The 14103-nt window shown below is 67.2% G+C and carries 19 protein-coding genes; 10 read left to right on the top strand and 9 right to left on the bottom strand.

Going from position 1 to position 14103, the window contains the following annotated elements; translation table 11 throughout:
* Positions 1-25 precede the first annotated feature (25 nt).
* Positions 26-970 (bottom strand): SDR family NAD(P)-dependent oxidoreductase, encoded by a 945-nt coding sequence (locus tag A3CE_RS0134270; protein WP_020644618.1) that lies wholly within the window; start codon positions 968-970, stop codon positions 26-28.
* 40 nt (positions 971-1010) lie between these two features.
* Positions 1011-2147 carry an acyl-CoA dehydrogenase family protein gene (locus tag A3CE_RS0134265; protein ID WP_020644617.1) on the bottom strand — a complete coding sequence of 379 codons (1137 nt, stop codon included), beginning with the start codon at positions 2145-2147 and terminating at the stop codon, positions 1011-1013.
* A 61-nt stretch (positions 2148-2208) separates the two neighbouring features.
* On the opposite strand from A3CE_RS0134265, the gene A3CE_RS0134260 reads away from it, so the two are divergent.
* A complete protein-coding gene (locus A3CE_RS0134260) occupies positions 2209-2637 on the top strand; it encodes a cupin domain-containing protein (RefSeq protein ID WP_020644616.1) in 429 nt (142 codons plus the stop codon).
* On the opposite strand, the gene A3CE_RS0134255 is transcribed toward A3CE_RS0134260, so the two are convergent.
* Complete coding sequence (locus tag A3CE_RS0134255; protein WP_020644615.1) at positions 2634-3098, bottom strand: MarR family winged helix-turn-helix transcriptional regulator; 465 nt, start codon at positions 3096-3098, stop codon at positions 2634-2636. The genes A3CE_RS0134260 and A3CE_RS0134255 overlap by 4 nt on opposite strands.
* A 125-nt stretch (positions 3099-3223) precedes the next feature.
* Here A3CE_RS0134255 and A3CE_RS0134250 point away from each other — a divergent pair, with 125 nt between their 5' ends.
* Entirely contained in the window at positions 3224-3718 is a 495-nt protein-coding gene (locus A3CE_RS0134250; protein WP_020644614.1) for a carboxymuconolactone decarboxylase family protein, read from the top strand.
* Between the two features lie 6 nt (positions 3719-3724).
* Here A3CE_RS0134250 and A3CE_RS0134245 read toward each other — a convergent pair whose 3' ends face one another.
* The gene (locus A3CE_RS0134245; protein WP_020644613.1) at positions 3725-4306 is read right to left on the bottom strand and encodes a short chain dehydrogenase; all 582 of its coding nucleotides are present in this window, start codon (positions 4304-4306) and stop codon (positions 3725-3727) included.
* 111 nt (positions 4307-4417) lie between these two features.
* Between A3CE_RS0134245 and A3CE_RS0134240 the strand changes: the two genes are divergently transcribed.
* The 5 genes from A3CE_RS0134240 (at position 4418) to A3CE_RS56845 (ending at position 8345) form a co-directional block, all read left to right on the top strand.
* The gene (locus tag A3CE_RS0134240) at positions 4418-5863 is read left to right on the top strand and encodes an MFS transporter (protein ID WP_020644612.1); all 1446 of its coding nucleotides are present in this window, start codon (positions 4418-4420) and stop codon (positions 5861-5863) included.
* A 134-nt stretch (positions 5864-5997) separates the two neighbouring features.
* Complete coding sequence (locus A3CE_RS59965) at positions 5998-6942, top strand: Imm1 family immunity protein (RefSeq protein WP_425387572.1); 945 nt, start codon at positions 5998-6000, stop codon at positions 6940-6942.
* Between the two features lie 189 nt (positions 6943-7131).
* Positions 7132-7581, top strand: coding sequence for a hypothetical protein (locus A3CE_RS0134225; protein ID WP_020644610.1), 450 nt, complete (start codon positions 7132-7134; stop codon positions 7579-7581).
* Between the two features lie 58 nt (positions 7582-7639).
* Positions 7640-8026, top strand: a complete 387-nt coding sequence (locus A3CE_RS56850; protein ID WP_125592038.1) for a hypothetical protein — start codon at positions 7640-7642, stop codon at positions 8024-8026.
* A gap of 55 nt (positions 8027-8081) precedes the next feature.
* Complete coding sequence (locus A3CE_RS56845) at positions 8082-8345, top strand: hypothetical protein (RefSeq protein WP_125592040.1); 264 nt, start codon at positions 8082-8084, stop codon at positions 8343-8345.
* A 560-nt stretch (positions 8346-8905) separates the two neighbouring features.
* On the opposite strand, the gene A3CE_RS58100 is transcribed toward A3CE_RS56845, so the two are convergent.
* From A3CE_RS58100 to A3CE_RS58850, 5 genes are all read right to left on the bottom strand, one after another.
* A complete protein-coding gene (locus A3CE_RS58100) occupies positions 8906-9403 on the bottom strand; it encodes a restriction endonuclease (protein ID WP_051183806.1) in 498 nt (165 codons plus the stop codon).
* A gap of 28 nt (positions 9404-9431) precedes the next feature.
* Positions 9432-9827 (bottom strand): hypothetical protein, encoded by a 396-nt coding sequence (locus A3CE_RS58095; RefSeq protein ID WP_211231865.1) that lies wholly within the window; start codon positions 9825-9827, stop codon positions 9432-9434.
* Positions 9828-9913: 86 nt separating this feature from the next.
* Entirely contained in the window at positions 9914-10279 is a 366-nt protein-coding gene (locus A3CE_RS56840) for a DUF2510 domain-containing protein (RefSeq protein WP_125592042.1), read from the bottom strand.
* A gap of 167 nt (positions 10280-10446) precedes the next feature.
* Positions 10447-11001 carry a GNAT family N-acetyltransferase gene (locus A3CE_RS0134215; RefSeq protein ID WP_020644609.1) on the bottom strand — a complete coding sequence of 185 codons (555 nt, stop codon included), beginning with the start codon at positions 10999-11001 and terminating at the stop codon, positions 10447-10449.
* On the bottom strand, positions 10998-12263 hold the full coding sequence (locus A3CE_RS58850; RefSeq protein WP_020644608.1) for a helix-turn-helix domain-containing protein: 1266 nt from the start codon (positions 12261-12263) through the stop codon (positions 10998-11000). The genes A3CE_RS0134215 and A3CE_RS58850 overlap by 4 nt, the downstream gene beginning before the upstream one ends.
* A gap of 272 nt (positions 12264-12535) precedes the next feature.
* Here A3CE_RS58850 and A3CE_RS52055 point away from each other — a divergent pair, with 272 nt between their 5' ends.
* Genes A3CE_RS52055 through A3CE_RS0134195 form a run of 3 tightly spaced genes read left to right on the top strand, consistent with a single transcriptional unit; the run spans position 12536 to position 13718 of the window.
* The gene (locus A3CE_RS52055) at positions 12536-12955 is read left to right on the top strand and encodes a hypothetical protein (protein ID WP_020644607.1); all 420 of its coding nucleotides are present in this window, start codon (positions 12536-12538) and stop codon (positions 12953-12955) included.
* Positions 12952-13305 carry an ArsR/SmtB family transcription factor gene (locus A3CE_RS0134200; protein ID WP_020644606.1) on the top strand — a complete coding sequence of 118 codons (354 nt, stop codon included), beginning with the start codon at positions 12952-12954 and terminating at the stop codon, positions 13303-13305. Before A3CE_RS52055 ends, A3CE_RS0134200 begins: the two co-directional genes overlap by 4 nt.
* Positions 13302-13718, top strand: a complete 417-nt coding sequence (locus tag A3CE_RS0134195) for a hypothetical protein (RefSeq protein ID WP_020644605.1) — start codon at positions 13302-13304, stop codon at positions 13716-13718. Before A3CE_RS0134200 ends, A3CE_RS0134195 begins: the two co-directional genes overlap by 4 nt.
* Positions 13719-14103: the final 385 nt, after the last annotated feature.

The following is a 14103-nucleotide window of genomic DNA, read 5'->3' as shown; positions in this document are numbered from 1 at the left end:
CCGCCACCCGGAACCCCCGAAAGCATTAGAAGGCGTTCACGCCGGCCAGCTCGGCGGACACCGTCCAGAGGCGTTCGGCGAGCACGGGGTCGACCGCGTAGTCCTTCACACCGGTGCGCGTGCCGTCGGCGGGAGCGGGCTCGGCGACGTCGCAGTCCTCGAGGTAGACGCCGCCGAGGCCGTCGAGCTGCGGTGAAACCGCGGCCCAGACCTGCGTCGCGGCGCCCTGCTCCGGCGTCTTCGCGCCGCCGGTGACCTGACCGGAATCGTCGACCATGCCGGCGTCGATCAGCTCCTGACGGTCCAGATGGCGCACGAGGTCGGTGAGGATCCGGCCCGGGTGCAGGGCGAACGCGCGGACGCGGTCGCGGGCCAGCTTGTCGAGCTGCACCGCGAAGAGGACGTTCGCCGTCTTCGCCTGGCCGTACGCGAGCCACTTGTCATACCCACGCTCGAAGTTCAGGTCGTCGAAGCGGACGGGACCGTAGTGGTGGCCGCGCGAGGACACCGAAAGGACACGCGCGCCGGGGTTGATGGCCGGCCAGAGCCGGTTCACCAGGGCGAAGTGCCCGAGGTGGTTGGTCGCGAACTGCGCCTCCCAGCCCGGCCCGACGCGGGTCTCCGGCAACGCCATGATCCCGGCGCTGCCGATGAAGATGTCGATCCCCCGCCCCGAAGCGAGAAATCGTTCGGCGAAGGCGCGGACGCTGCCGAGATCGGCGAGATCCAGCTCGTCGATCTCGACGTTTTCGAAGCTCTGCAACGCTTCTTCCGCCGTGACGCGACGGCGGGCCGGGACGACGACGTGCGCACCCGCGCCCGCCAGGGCCCGCGTGGTCTCCAGGCCGATGCCCGAATAGCCGCCGGTGACGATGGCGAGCTTGCCCGTCAGGTCGATCCCCGCCACGACCTCGGCCGCGGTGGTCCCGGCCCCGAACCCGGAGCCGATCTTGTGCTGTGCGGTGGTCATGCTCCGACGTTAGGACCTGGAGCGCGCTCCAGCGCAAGGATCAGTCCTTGAGCAGCTGCCGCGCGATCACGAGCTTCTGGATCTCGCTGGTGCCTTCGTAAATCCGGAACAGCCGCGCGTCGCGGTAGATCCGCTCGACCGTCACCCCGCGGATGTAGCCCATGCCGCCGTGGACCTGCACCGCGCGGTCGGCGACGCGGCCGAGCATCTCGGTGCAGAACAGTTTCGCCGACGACGGCCCGAGCTTGCGGTCCTCGCCCGAGTCGTACTTCGCGGCGGCGTCGTGCACCATCGCGCGGCCGGCCGCGAGCTCGGCGTGCGACTCCGCGAGCAACGCCTGCACCAGCTGGTACTCGCCGATCACCCGGCCGCCCTGGCGAGCCGTCCGCGCGTACTCGACGGCTTCGGCCAGCGCCCGTTCGGCCATGCCGACGCACAGTGCCGCGATGTGCAGCCTGCCGCGGGCGAGCGAGGCCATCGCGATGCCGAACCCCTGGCCCTCCTCGCCGACGAGCGCGCCGGCGGACAGCTCGACGTCGTCGAAGACCACCTCCGACGTCCACGCGCCGGCCTGGCCCATCTTGGCGTCGTGCGGGCCGACGGTGACGCCGTCCGCGCCCGCGGGCACCAGGAACGCCGAAATGCCGCGGCTGCCGGTGCTTTCCGGGTCGGTGCGCGCGAAGGTGACGAACACTTCGGCGAGCGGCGCGTTGGTGATGAACCGCTTGGTGCCCGAAAGGCGGTAGCGGTCGCCGTCGCGGACCGCGCGGCTGGTGAGACCGCCCGGGTCCGAGCCCGCCTCGGCCTCGGTGAGCGCGAACGACGCGATCGCCTGCCCCGCGGCCAGCCGCGGCAGCCAGCGGGTGCGCTGGTCCGGCGTCCCGTAGTGCACGATCGCCTGGCCGGCGATGCCGTTGTTGGTGCCGAACAACGACCGGAACGCGGGCGTGGTGTGGCCGAGCTCGACAGCCAGCCGGACGTCTTCGGCCATGCCGAGGCCCAGCCCGCCGTACTCCTCCGGCAGCGCCCAGCCGAACAACCCGAGTTCGGCGGCCTTTTCCCGGATTCCGGCGGGGATCTCGTCACGCTCGTCGATCTCCGCCTCGCGCGGCACGACCTCCTTGCGCACGAACTCCCGCACCGCGCCGAGCACCTGCCCGAAAAGCTCCGCGTCCATGGGCGCACGCTACCCGGAACACTGCCCCCAAGGGCACGCCCGGACGCGGTAGCTTGGGCCGATGCGCAAGCCGATCACCGTCGTCATGGCCGCCCTCGCCGCGGTCCTGGTGCTGCCCTCGACCGCGTCCGCCACGCCCGGCAGCGGCGTCACCGGCACGATCCTGGCCCAGAAGACCGTCGGGCACACCGACTACACGCTGCGGGAGGTCACCATCCAGCCCGGCGGCTACACCGGCTGGCACTTCCACGACGGCACGCTCTACGCGTACGTGAAGGCCGGAACGCTGACGCACAACCTGGCCGATTGCAGCATCGACGGCATCTTCGGCACCGGACGGGCGTTCACCGAGAAAGCCGATCAGGTGCACATCGGCCGCAACCTCGGGTCGACGCCGCTGGTGCTCGAAGTCCTTTACGTGCTCCCGGCGGGGAGCCCGCTGTCGGAGGACGCCCCGGACCCCGGCTGTGGTTTCCAGGTCGGTTTCTAGCTCGATAACCAGCCCGCGGCGTCCAGCCGGTACGCCGCGGGGCCGACGACCGTGCGCAGGTCGGCCTCGAGCGCGCTGATCCGCTCGGCGCCGACCGCGCGTACCCACTCCGCGCGCAGGTCGTCGAAGATGTCCGCCGACTTCCTGAGCGCGTCGACGCCGTGCGCGGTGAGCCGCACGATCTTGCGGCGCGCGTCGGCGGGGTCGTCGGCGCGCTCGGCGTACCCGAGCGCCTCCAGCCGTTCGACGGTCTTGCCCGCCGCCTGCTTGGAGACGCCGAGGCGGCGCCCGATCTCCGACGCCGTAGCGCCGTGGACGCCGACCGCCTGCATGGCGAAGCCGTACGACGGCCGGACGTCCGGGTGTCCGCGGCGCGCGAGCTCGGCGTGGAGGCGGTCGATGAGCGTGCGGAAGCCGCCGAAGAGCAGGAAGGGCAGCTCGTACCCAGGCGTGTCGGTCATGACCCCTTGCCAAATTCGACAACCAGGTTTACGGTTTCGACAACCACGTTGTCGATCCTACCTGAGGAGTCACCTTGTTCGCCGATCACACCCCGGAGTCTGCACCCCCGGCCGCGCGCCCCGCGATGACGGCCACCGCGAAGAAGTTCGGCCGCGTGCCGTCCGCCGTCGCCCGGCTGGCGACCTCACCGGAACTGCTCAACGGCTTCCTCAAGCTCAGCGCGATCTTCGAAGCCACGACCCTGACGGCGCTGGAACGCGAAGTGCTGATCATGACCGTGGCCGCGCGCAACGAGTGCCACCTCTGCGTGGCGATGCACACGGCCACGCTGACCCGCCTGTCCGCCTCCCCGGAACTGGTGGCGGCGCTGCGGGCGGAGTCCCCGCTCCCGGAGCCGCGGCTGGAGGCGCTGCGCGTCTTCGTCCACGCGGTCATGGACACCAGGGGCGAGGTCCCGGCCGAGCAGCTGGCGGCGTTCACCGGCGCCGGCTACACCGAACGGAACGCCTTGGAGGTGGTGCTGGGGATCGGGACGTACACGCTGTCGACGTTCGCGAACCGGCTCACCCGCGCGCCGCTCGACGAGGTCTTCGCCGAGCACGCCTGGCACGCGGCGTGAGTCCGGTCACCGGGGGACGACGGTCCGGCCGTTCGCGTCACCTTCGACGAGGGCCCGGTAGGCCTCGGCGACGACCGCGACCGGCGTCCCGCGGCCGCCGTCCTCCCCCATCGCCTCGAGGGTTTCACTGATCCAGCCAGGGCTGACGACGTTGATCCGCAAGCCGCGCGGCAGCTCCACGGCGGCCGACCGGACGAACCCTTCGAGCCCGGCGTTGACGAGCGCGCCGAGCCCGCTGCCGGCGATCGGCTCGGTAAAGGTCCCGCCGGTGAGCGTGATCGAGCCGCCGCCGGTCAGGTGCTCCGCGGCCCGCCGGGCGAGGGCGACCTGGCCGAGCAGCTTGCCACGCAGGTCTTCGAGCGCCTGCTCGCCGGTCAACGCGGCGAGGGGCCGCAGCGGCACGTTGGCGGCGCAGCACACGACGGCGTCGGCCGGGTCGTCGAACAGCGCGTCGAACGACGCGGGATCCGTCAGGTCGGCCCGGATCGCGGAGGTCCGCGAGACGGGCACGACCGCGTGGCGTGGTTCGAGGGCGGCGACGACGGCTCGTCCGACCAAGCCGGTGGCGCCCAGCACGATGATCTTCACGGCTTCGACGCTAGTGATCCCGGCAACCCGAAAAAAAATTCCGGCCCCGTGTCCGGTCCTCCCCCGCGGCTCCGACCTCCTCGTGAACGAACCCACGATGAAGGAGTCGAAATGGACATGCCGGCCGGACGGCGGGAGTGGCTGGGGCTGACGGTGCTCGTCCTGCCCACCCTGCTCGTCGCGATGGACATGACCTCGCTGTTCCTCGCCCTGCCGCAGCTGAGCGCGGATCTCGGCGCGAGCGGCACCGAGCAGCTGTGGATCACCGACAGCTACGGCTTCGTCGTCGCCGGCTTCGTGATCACCATGGGCACGCTCGGCGACCGGATCGGGCGACGGCGGCTGCTGCTCGTCGGCGGGGGCGCCTTCGGGGCCCTCTCCGTGGTGGCCGCGTTCTCGACCAGCCCGGAGATGCTCATCGTCGTCCGCGGGGCGCTCGGCGTCGCGGGGGCAACGCTGATGCCGTCGACGCTCGCCCTGATTACGAACATGTTCCGCGACGCGAAGCAGCGCGGGAAGGCCATCTCGATCTGGGCGACCTGCCAGTTCGCGGGCGGCGCGGCGGGCCCGGTGTTCGCCGGCTTCCTGCTGCAGCACTTCCGGTGGGGCTCGGTGTTCCTGGTCGCCGTCCCGGCCGTGGTCGTCCTGCTCGCCGCCGGCCCGTTCCTGCTGCCGGAGTTCCGCGCGCCGTCGTCCGGACGGCTCGACTTCGCCGGCGTCGCGCTGTCGCTGGCCGCCGTGCTGCTGATCGTGTTCGGCCTCAAGCAGCTGACTACTGGCTCGCTGACGCTGCCGCTCGCGGCGATCGCAGCCGGGACGCTGCTGGGAGTGGTCTTCGTCCGCCGCCAGCTGACGACGGCCTCGCCGCTGCTGGACCTGCGGCTGTTCCGCAACCGGCCGTTCACCGCCGTGCTGGTGGCGCTGGTGTTCGCCGGCGTGGCGATGGCGGGCGTCGGCCTGATGGTCACGCAGTACCTGCAGAGCGTCCTCGGCTACTCGCCGCTGGTCTCGGCCGTGCTGTTCGCGCCGATGGGCCTCGGCGTGGCGGTGGGGACGATGACGGCACCGGCGCTGACCCGGTTCATGGCACCGGCCACGGCGATCGCGGGTGGGCTGGCGCTCTCCGCGGCCGGCAGCCTGCTGCTGGTCTTCACCAGCGGCCCCGCGCTGGTCATGGTGGCCATCGCGGTGCTGACGCTGGGCACGGGCCCGCTGTTCGCGCTGGGCATCGGCCTGGTCATGGGCTCGGTGCCGCCGGAGCGGGCCGGTTCGGCGGCATCGATGGCGGACACGGGCAACTACCTCGGCGGATCCCTGGGCCTGGCCCTGATCGGCCTGACCGCGGCGGCGGTCTACCGCGGGGTCTTCCCGGCGGGCACCACCCTGGCCGCCGACGTCACCCACCCGGCGGTGGCGGACCAGGCGAAGGAGGCGTTCACGAGCGCGCTGAACGTCACGGGCGTGATCGCGGCGGTGCTGTTCGCGGGGCTGGCCGTGCTGGTGACGACGATGCGCCGCACGGAGGCCGTCGCACCCGAACCGGCGATGGCGGCCTGAAAGCGAAACGAACACGCCGGCGACCAGGAAGCGGCGTCCGACGGGCTACCACCTTCAAAGACAGCCGGCGGGCGCTTCCAGGTGGAACGTGACACCAGCCCGCTGAACAGCCAAGATTGGGGTCGGGGGCGATCATGGCGGGTGTCGAGGAGCTGGCGGCAGCCGTTCGCACGGCGCTCGGCAAGCTGTCCACCGCCAAGCTCACCGAAGCCGCCGGCCTGCTCGGCGAGGCCATGCAGGCCCTCGCGCAGACTGGCTCACGGCAGCACGAGATACAGAACGCCATCTCGGGGCTCAACGCTGCCGAGCAGGGGCTTGGCGACGCGACGAACGTGGTCGGAAAGGTCAACGCCACGCTTACCGGCTACCTCGAGCGGATCGGAGCGACAACATCGCCCGAGGACACCGTCAGCCCAGCCAGTTCGCCGGCGCGGCTGCTCCGTGAGAAGGGCCTCCCGCAACGTGGGGACGTCACCACCACGGCCGACGTCGAACAAAAGATCGCCGCCCGGATGGTGCGCGAAGGACGCAAACACGTGGACCTCGTCCTGAACAACGACCCTGCCGCGGCGTGTTCGGGTGTGACACCCTCCTGCCGGTTATCCTCCCCAAGGGGTACTCACTCACCGTGCACGCCCCGAACTACCGCAAGACGTTCACCGGAGGCAAGTAACGTGGTCACGCTGGAAGTCTGGTACGACCAGGAGCCGGAGAACGACTACTCCGAGGGCGACCCGGCCATCCTGGTGAGCACCGCTGACGAACTGGACGCGCTCATCCAGCGTATGCAGGCCGACAGCAAGGACCAGCCAGTACCGCCGATGGCCGAGTGCTCGGTATCCGGCGATCCGAGCTGTGGGGTGTTCTACCTGGGCGTCGGGCAGGAGAAGGGCCTTGTCGTCTTCGTGACACCCGTGGCCGCGCAGACCGTGGGCGATCCGAGCCTTACCGGTGAAGTCATCTACGACTACATGGCGCATGTGCGGGAGATCCCGGCCCAGTACGAGGTGCCCATGGAACAGGTGCGAGCTGCGGCGCTGGCGTTCTTGGAGCGAGAAGAGCTGCCGTCAGGGGTGTAGGGCAAGCTGTTGCCCTTGCCGGCTCTCAGCTAGCGAGTAGACCCTGTCCGAAGCGCTCGACAGCCCGCGCGGTGCGGGCAACGTCTTCCAGACGGCGTTCGACGACGTCAGGGGCGGTCTGGGCGGCGAAACAACAAAACCCGATCCGGTGAGGAAGTCACCGGATCGGGTTGGAACAAGCGTGGTTTGGTGGGCGCAGTTGAGGAGTTTGCCCACCCATCGCACCAGGTTCAACGACTGCTGAAATTGGCCGCGAGCTGGCCGGAGCCGCAGGCGTCTGCGGACGAGCCTGTCAGACACTTGACGCACCGGCAGCTGCGAACAGCCCGTCAGCTTCGCCCGGAAGAGGTCGACCGGCTCATCGAAGAGTTCCGCACCGGAGCCTCGATTCGCGAACTGGCCCATACATACCGCGTGTACCGAACGACGATCGGGCAACACCTTCGCGCTCGCGGCATCGACACCCGACCGTTCACCTTCCTGCCCGAGGACGTCGAAGACGCCTCCCAGCTCTACCGGGACGGATGGACACTCGATCAGGTCGCGCTCAAATACCAGGTCGGCAACGAGACGATTCGCGCCCGACTGGTCGCGAATGGGGTCACGATGCGGCCACGAGGACGACACTCAAGGCGATAGCGCATGCGCTATCGAGCGCTTGCCGCGCCGCAGCTGATGGCTATGCGATAATTGCACGATGAAGGACGAGCTCTTACGCGAGGTGTTGAAGTTTTACGGATCGTCTCCGGACTTCAATGGTCTCTACCTCACCGGCGAGGATCGGGCGAGGAAGAGTGCCGCGGTAGAGCTGGTACGCGAGAGCATGGTCCAGGTGGTCTCCCAGGAGGACTACCTAAATCCGCACATTCGACCTTGGCCGTCCGAGCGCAGTATCGAGCAGCAGGTTGCTTCGATCGATTCTCTGACTTCTGATGGCTATGGGCTATGCCTATACCCCACCCCCGTCGCCCTCAAGAAGCATCGGCCAACAAGGCGTCACACTGGCCAGCCTTTCCGGCAGGCGATGGCCAAAGGTCGTGGAACTCTGGAACTCGCCTACTTCAGGTTCGACGTACGTACTTGAACAGTACCGCAATGACCCTCGGTTCTCATTCGACTTCTATGACTTCGGAGCTCGAGTGTCGACAAGCGATGAAGTCTACCTCGACAGCAGCGAGCCAGAACACGACAAGACGGGTATGCAGCATATTGGATTCGCCTACGACATTTCAAAGTATGACGCCGCCGACCCGGACTCGCCGATAATTCGTCGCGTCTGTGCATTCTATGGCGATCTTGCCAAGTTGACCCCAATACATCAGCAGCGTTGGAAAACGTATCAGGTTCCGGAGGAAGGTCTCCAGCCTCACCCGGCGTGGTGGCGGCAGCAGATGGGAGGCTGACCGGACGGTATCGGGCCATTTGCGCGAATCTTCTTCGAGCTTCGGAACCTTAACGAGCTTCATCAACGCGCGTTCGGCAAGCCCCTGCTGAAGACGACTGAGCGGCCGGGTGACTTCGGCTGGATTCTGCGCCCGTCTCAGGCAGAGTGGGACAACTTCGTTCATCAGCTCGACAAGCTCTTATCCGAGAACCTTCGTCATGACGGCCTAGACTTGCCAGAGGTTCCACGCACTGACGAACACGGCGCGAACATGGGTACTCTCAGCAGACTTGGCATATTGCTGACGACACGCGATGTTCCTGAAGACGCCGTACGCCGAGTATTGAAGCCTTTCCGCGAGGTGCGACAGGCACGCCAAAGGCCAGCTCACACACTCCGCAAGAACATCACCGATCAGACTTTTGTACACAAGCAGATCGATTTGCTCCGACAGGTTGGCAACAGCCTCCAATCACTACGAGAGTTCTGGCAATCTCACCCTGATAACGAAGACTGGCAACCCGAGCATGAGCCACCCGAGAAGCTCTATCGCATGTGAGCCCGTCGGCACCGAGTTCGCTATTCGCTAAGTATCTGAGTGGCGCGCAGGAAGACGTCACCGTTTTGGGCCGCATGCTGGCGCTTGCGTTTCAGCAGCTCGGGAAATGCGATCCGTCCATCAAGAGCCATCATCAGGTCCGAGCCGTCCATCAGCAGCAAGGCAGGCCGCTGACCGTCGGTCGCGAGCTCTATGGCGCTGGGCTGAAACCCCATCATTGAGACGAACAAGCCTAGCGTATTGTCGAGCTTACGATTGACCTTTCCGGAGAAGACGTCCAGGTCTGCGAGTGGCGTCAAATCTTTGTGCCACTTTGCTTCCAACAAGTACTCAACACCTTGAAACGTGAAGGCGCCGTCGATCTGTTCTCCATAAACACGAAATGAACCCTTCGCGTCGATGTCATACAGAGCAAATAGCTCATTTAGGAACTTCTCAAGCGAGTAACCTCGACGCTGCGCCTCTTGACCTGTGATCGTTATGAAATCTTGGCGAAGCTCCACGAGCTTATCTGCCATAGCGCGTGCATTCTCGTCTTTTGCTCGTTCAGCCTCCCGGCGCCGAGCAGCTTCGTCCTGGTCGTTCCTGAACTTCCGATAGGGGCTCGACTTGCTTACGGAGGACGGCAAGAGCCTCGACCGCGTCGCTATACTTCTTTACGCCATCTTCAAGGGTCTTGAGGTGCCGGGGGTCGTCAACTTCCGCAACCGCGAGGAGCAAGTTCAGCAGCAGATCGAAGTACTTGTGCTGGTCGGCCGCAAGGAGGTCAACGAGTTGCGCGACGATCTCGCGCTTATACGCCGTCCAGTCCAGCCGCGCGACCAACACGCGATCGCCAAGGCAGGCATTAAGAAAGGCGCGGAGATCGTTCTTGTACCAAAACGTTAGGCGCAGCGCCTCTTTGAGAGGATGCAGCACCGCTGGGTTGATACGTTTCGTCATAGTCGGATTATACTACGCGCGCCTATCAGGTGCTCCGGATCATATATGGGAATTCGAGATTGTCTCGCAGCTTGCAGGTAAGGAGTTTACCCGGCAATCCACAGTTCTTCTGCCCACTGTTGGCCATCCCATCTGACTATCCGCTTTGGGTTGGCAGGATCGTGGTACCACCCTGGTGGAGGTGCTGCCATTGGTTGTGCTGCCGCAGCAGCGCTCGTCGCCCGCGCCTCGGCTTGTTGCCTGCGCTTCTCTCGTCGTGCTGTAAATTCAAGGTTGATTTGATGCATAGTATCACTCATCGAGTTTATGTGGGCCACCAGGGAAGGGTAATCGGTCCAGTCAATTGGCATTTCTTGTTTTTCTTTAATCTTCTTGTTGAGGAGAGGTTCAATACTTCTCAGAATCTGGTTTAGCTCGGACTCTGAATGATATTGATATGGGCGGTCGTTCACGAGAACCACCTCCGCCGTATCGGTTGCCTTCGCCCGCTGGTCTTGCCGAGTAGTCGCAGCTAGACAGCGGCGTGTTTCACCCGCCACGGGGTGACGACTCAGGGAAGGGTGGCGTGAACAACTACCTACGGCCGTACATGGTCGCGCGCAACTGGTGAGCTGGTTGGCTAAGCCCTATCGAGCTCAATCATCAGCGAGTCATACACCGGCGCATCGTTAAACGGCTGCAACCGCCCGAAGCGCTGCCACCCCCACGACAAGTAGGCGGTGCGGGCCGGGACGTTGTCGGGCTTGACGAGCAAGGTGGCTCGTTCCTCGGGGCGGTCGGCTAGGAGCGCGTCGTGGAGCTGCCCGGCGTAGCCGCGTCGCTGGTGAACGGGGAGCACCATCAGCTGCGTGACGGCGAAGGTGCGCTTGCCATCCTCTTCGAGCGCGCCGGGCGGGACGTCGCCCTGGAAGCCGCGCCACCAGGCGGAACCCTTCGGCAGGGTGTAGCCCAGCGTGTAACCAATGAGGTCATCGCCGAGCCAGCCCGTGACCAGGGCGAAGCCCGGCCACTTGGCATAGCTCTCCAGCCGCTGCCAGTAGCGCTCGGGCGAGAAGAACGGGTCCGACAGCAGATCGGCGTAGACCTCCGTATAAACCGCGATAAGCAGATCGCGCAGCTCATGCATCCCGGCAGCGTCGTGATGGCGCAGGGTGAGCGGCGGCGCAGCGATCATACCGCGATCATAGTGGCGTAGCGCTCCTGAAGCGCCTGAACGCCGGGCGCGCCAGGGTACGCCTCCAGCGAGTCCATGACCCGGCCCAGCTCCAAGCTGACGCGCCAGCTGTCGAGCCCATCTGCGATGGTGTCGAGCACATCTTCGGCGGCTTCGGTTGCCCCGTCGATGGCTCCGGCCAGCACACGAGCGGCGGCCAACCGGACCCGGTAGAGCGCGATGTTGCGGGCGAAGCCGTCGCCGTATCCGGCAATAGCCTGCTCTAGGAGCTGCTCAGCGCGAGCCGACTTGCCGACTTCCACCGCGCAGGTGGCCTCCACCGCGTCGATCTCCATCGGGCTCATGAAAGCCGCCCACGGGGCGGCCTCCTCACCGCGGTCGGCATCAAGGGCTTTGCGGGCACGGGAGATAGCGGCTTGAGCGTCGCTGTAGTCGTCGCTGCGGGCGTTGGCGACGGCCAGGTGCAGCAGCGGGACGGCAGTCATGCGCGAGGACGGCCCCAACCGACGGACGGCGTCCTCGGCAGCCCCGGAGAAGCGCAGGCCTTCGCGGGGACGGCCGACGAGATTGCTGTGGAAGCCCAGCCCGGCGAGCGCGCGGGTTTCAATCTCGGGATCGCCGGCCTGGCGGGAGATGGTCAAGGCTTCAGTGAAGCTTGTACGAGCGACATCGTGCCGTCCGGCGTCACAAGCCAGCCAGCCGGTGCGGATGTGCAGGTTGCCGGTGGCGGCGAGCAGCGCGTGCCCGACGCCGGTGGTGTAACGACCCTGCTCCAGCATCACCGCGGCTTCCTGGGCGGTAGCGGCTCCGGCCCGCCAGAGCGTCTCGCCGCCGTGCCGGTGATCGAGGTTGCAGAGCCGGTCCGTGGTGCGTTCCAAGCGCCGCACGTCGGCCATGCCAATCTGGCCGAAGGCTTCAACCCCGAGGCCTGAGGCGGCGGTAGTGGCGACACCCCACTTCATGAGCGTCCGTCGCTTCATAGGGTCGGACGCTACCTCCGCCTCCATGAGTTCGCCGTCTTGCTCGGTGTCGGCAGACGGCGCAGGTGGGGTCTGCCCTTCGGCCAGCAGTACTTCCAGCTGCTCGCGGCTGACCCCCAGCAGTTTCGCCAGCTTCGGGCGCTTGAACGGGAGCGGCTCAGACCGGCCACGCTCCCAGTGCCCGACAGTGGCGGGGTCGACGTTCAAGGCGTACGCCAGTGACTCTTGGGTGTAGTAGGCCGCCTTACGTGCCCGGATGAGCCGGGTTCGTCGGCCGCCCATGATCGTCTCCTGTCGTTACGCCGTGCGGTCGACACATTACCGCAGGTCAGACGGCCGAACGCAAGATCTGCGCCGCATCCGGGTCAGATCGTCGCCCTGGTGGGTCCGGTGGCGGCCCGGAAAAGTCGGTTCCGGTATCCCGGCGGCCGGTTGACCACCTCTTCTGTGCCTCCGAGGTCACGGGCGAACTCCCGCACGCACTACCCGTTCCCCCGCGAAGTCCTGGCCGCCGGAATACCACCCACGACCGGCAACAACCCAGGACGAGACCCATGACGACCTCAGCGCTCCTGCAGCTTCCCGAGACGGCGGAGCCGGCCCCGGCGGCCCGGCTGGCTTACGGCTACATGCGGGTTCCGGCCCATGTCCCGGACCACAAGGTGCGGCACCTCGAGCAGACTGTGATCCGGTTTGCGCAAAGCCACGGGCTGACCTTCGCGGGGTTCTTCTTCGAGTTCCACTGTGGCTCGCGGGAGGCGTTCGACGAGCTGGCGGCCGAACTGGTGCACACGGGCGCGAGGCACGTAGTGGTGCCGAGTCTGCGGCACCTGGCACTCCACGCGCAGCTGCAAGCGGCGATGTGCGCATATCTGGAGGAGTTTGCGGGAGCGGAAGTGCTGGCGCTGCGACACCCGGGAGCCCGACGGACGGAGCAGCGTCGCCTGCCGGCCGGGGCGGGGGCACCGGCATGAGCAGGACGTTTGCCGCCACCCATGACACGGTGCTGCCGGACCCCTTGCGGGTGCATCTGCTGTGTCTGCTGCGCGACGCGCAGTGGTGCCGGTTCACCTTCTTGTGCCAGGCCACGGGGGTGAGCCAGGACCGGCTTAAGCGCCAGTTCTTCGCGCTACGAACAGCCGGGTACGTCGATACGCGGCGCGGCGTCGGGCAAGAGGGCTGGGCGCGGCTGACGGAGCACGGCATTCGCCAGCGTGACGCCTACCTGGCGCGGCTCGCCGGCTTGGCCGAACGGGCGGCAGTCCAGATAGCCCAAGATCAGCACGAACAGCCGGACTGGTTCGCGCCGGTGAGCCCGGCATGACACCGGAGACGGCGGAACTCATAACCAGCCTCGGCAGCGTGCACCGGGCCGTGCCTACGGTCGTCCGGGAGCTGGCCACCGGGACCATGCCCCCAGAGCGACAGCGGCAATTCGCCGGGCTCCTGGCGGAGCTGGCCGATGTGGTGGCAGCCCACGCCGGAGAACCGGCGGCGAGCGAGACACCCATGGCCTTGGCTGACCGGCTGGCGTTGTCCGGTCGTCAGCTGATGGCGGTGGGTGCGCGGCTGCGAGCGGGGACGATGTCGCGGGACCGACTCCAGGAGGTCAGCGGGTGGCTGGCCGCGCTCGGTGACGTTGTGGGGTTGTACGCCGAGCAACTGCCCGCGTCGCCCGTCACGCCGAAGCAAGTCAACCAACCCGAGCCACCGCCGGACGCGCCGCCCGAAGCGTGAACGGCGGGGCACTGGCGGTGCTCGTGGTCGTGGCGGTACCCGTGGTGCTGGTCGCGGGGATCGTGTTGCACGATGCTCGGCACAACCGCCGGGTGCGGGCGGACCGGAGCCACACGGTGGCCGGGATTCGGGAACGCGTCGCTGCCGAGTGGGCCGAGGCCGAGGCGGCCAGCGCGCCCACAGAAGTACTGCCCCGGGTTCAGCCGGCCCCGGCGGACCTGCCCACAGCGCCCCTGCGGTCGGTACTGCCCCGGCGGCCCCGGCTGTACGTTCAGCGCGCCGAGCCACACCGCCAGCCGTCGCGCCCGCAACCACCGTCCCGGTTCACGGTGCCAGACCGCACCGCTATGCAGCGCGTCTTGGACGGCCTGCGCCAGCTGCCCGA

It is taken from the genome of Amycolatopsis balhimycina FH 1894, from assembly GCF_000384295.1.
GTDB classification, from domain to species: domain Bacteria; phylum Actinomycetota; class Actinomycetes; order Mycobacteriales; family Pseudonocardiaceae; genus Amycolatopsis; species Amycolatopsis balhimycina.
The sequence above is the reverse complement of the archived record's forward strand: the minus strand, read 5'-3'. Positions and strand labels throughout refer to the sequence as shown.

Excerpts from the sequence above, each read along its gene's own strand:
- A3CE_RS58100 (WP_051183806.1), bottom strand. The coding sequence starts at position 9,403 with ATGGCAGATAAGCTCGTGGAGCTTCGCCAAGATTTCATAACGATCACA.
- A3CE_RS0134200 (WP_020644606.1), top strand. The coding sequence starts at position 12,952 with ATGAGCAGGACGTTTGCCGCCACCCATGACACGGTGCTGCCGGACCCC.
- A3CE_RS0134265 (WP_020644617.1), bottom strand. The coding sequence starts at position 2,147 with ATGGACGCGGAGCTTTTCGGGCAGGTGCTCGGCGCGGTGCGGGAGTTC.
- A3CE_RS0134270 (WP_020644618.1), bottom strand. The coding sequence starts at position 970 with ATGACCACCGCACAGCACAAGATCGGCTCCGGGTTCGGGGCCGGGACC.
- A3CE_RS0134250 (WP_020644614.1), top strand. The coding sequence starts at position 3,224 with ATGACGGCCACCGCGAAGAAGTTCGGCCGCGTGCCGTCCGCCGTCGCC.
- A3CE_RS0134260 (WP_020644616.1), top strand. The coding sequence starts at position 2,209 with ATGCGCAAGCCGATCACCGTCGTCATGGCCGCCCTCGCCGCGGTCCTG.
- A3CE_RS0134255 (WP_020644615.1), bottom strand. The coding sequence starts at position 3,098 with ATGACCGACACGCCTGGGTACGAGCTGCCCTTCCTGCTCTTCGGCGGC.
- A3CE_RS56850 (WP_125592038.1), top strand. The coding sequence starts at position 7,640 with ATGAAGGACGAGCTCTTACGCGAGGTGTTGAAGTTTTACGGATCGTCT.
- A3CE_RS0134215 (WP_020644609.1), bottom strand. The coding sequence starts at position 11,001 with ATGATCGCTGCGCCGCCGCTCACCCTGCGCCATCACGACGCTGCCGGG.
- A3CE_RS58850 (WP_020644608.1), bottom strand. The coding sequence starts at position 12,263 with ATGGGCGGCCGACGAACCCGGCTCATCCGGGCACGTAAGGCGGCCTAC.
- A3CE_RS0134240 (WP_020644612.1), top strand. The coding sequence starts at position 4,418 with ATGGACATGCCGGCCGGACGGCGGGAGTGGCTGGGGCTGACGGTGCTC.
- A3CE_RS52055 (WP_020644607.1), top strand. The coding sequence starts at position 12,536 with ATGACGACCTCAGCGCTCCTGCAGCTTCCCGAGACGGCGGAGCCGGCC.
- A3CE_RS59965 (WP_425387572.1), top strand. The coding sequence starts at position 5,998 with ATGGCGGGTGTCGAGGAGCTGGCGGCAGCCGTTCGCACGGCGCTCGGC.
- A3CE_RS58095 (WP_211231865.1), bottom strand. The coding sequence starts at position 9,827 with ATGACGAAACGTATCAACCCAGCGGTGCTGCATCCTCTCAAAGAGGCG.
- A3CE_RS0134195 (WP_020644605.1), top strand. The coding sequence starts at position 13,302 with ATGACACCGGAGACGGCGGAACTCATAACCAGCCTCGGCAGCGTGCAC.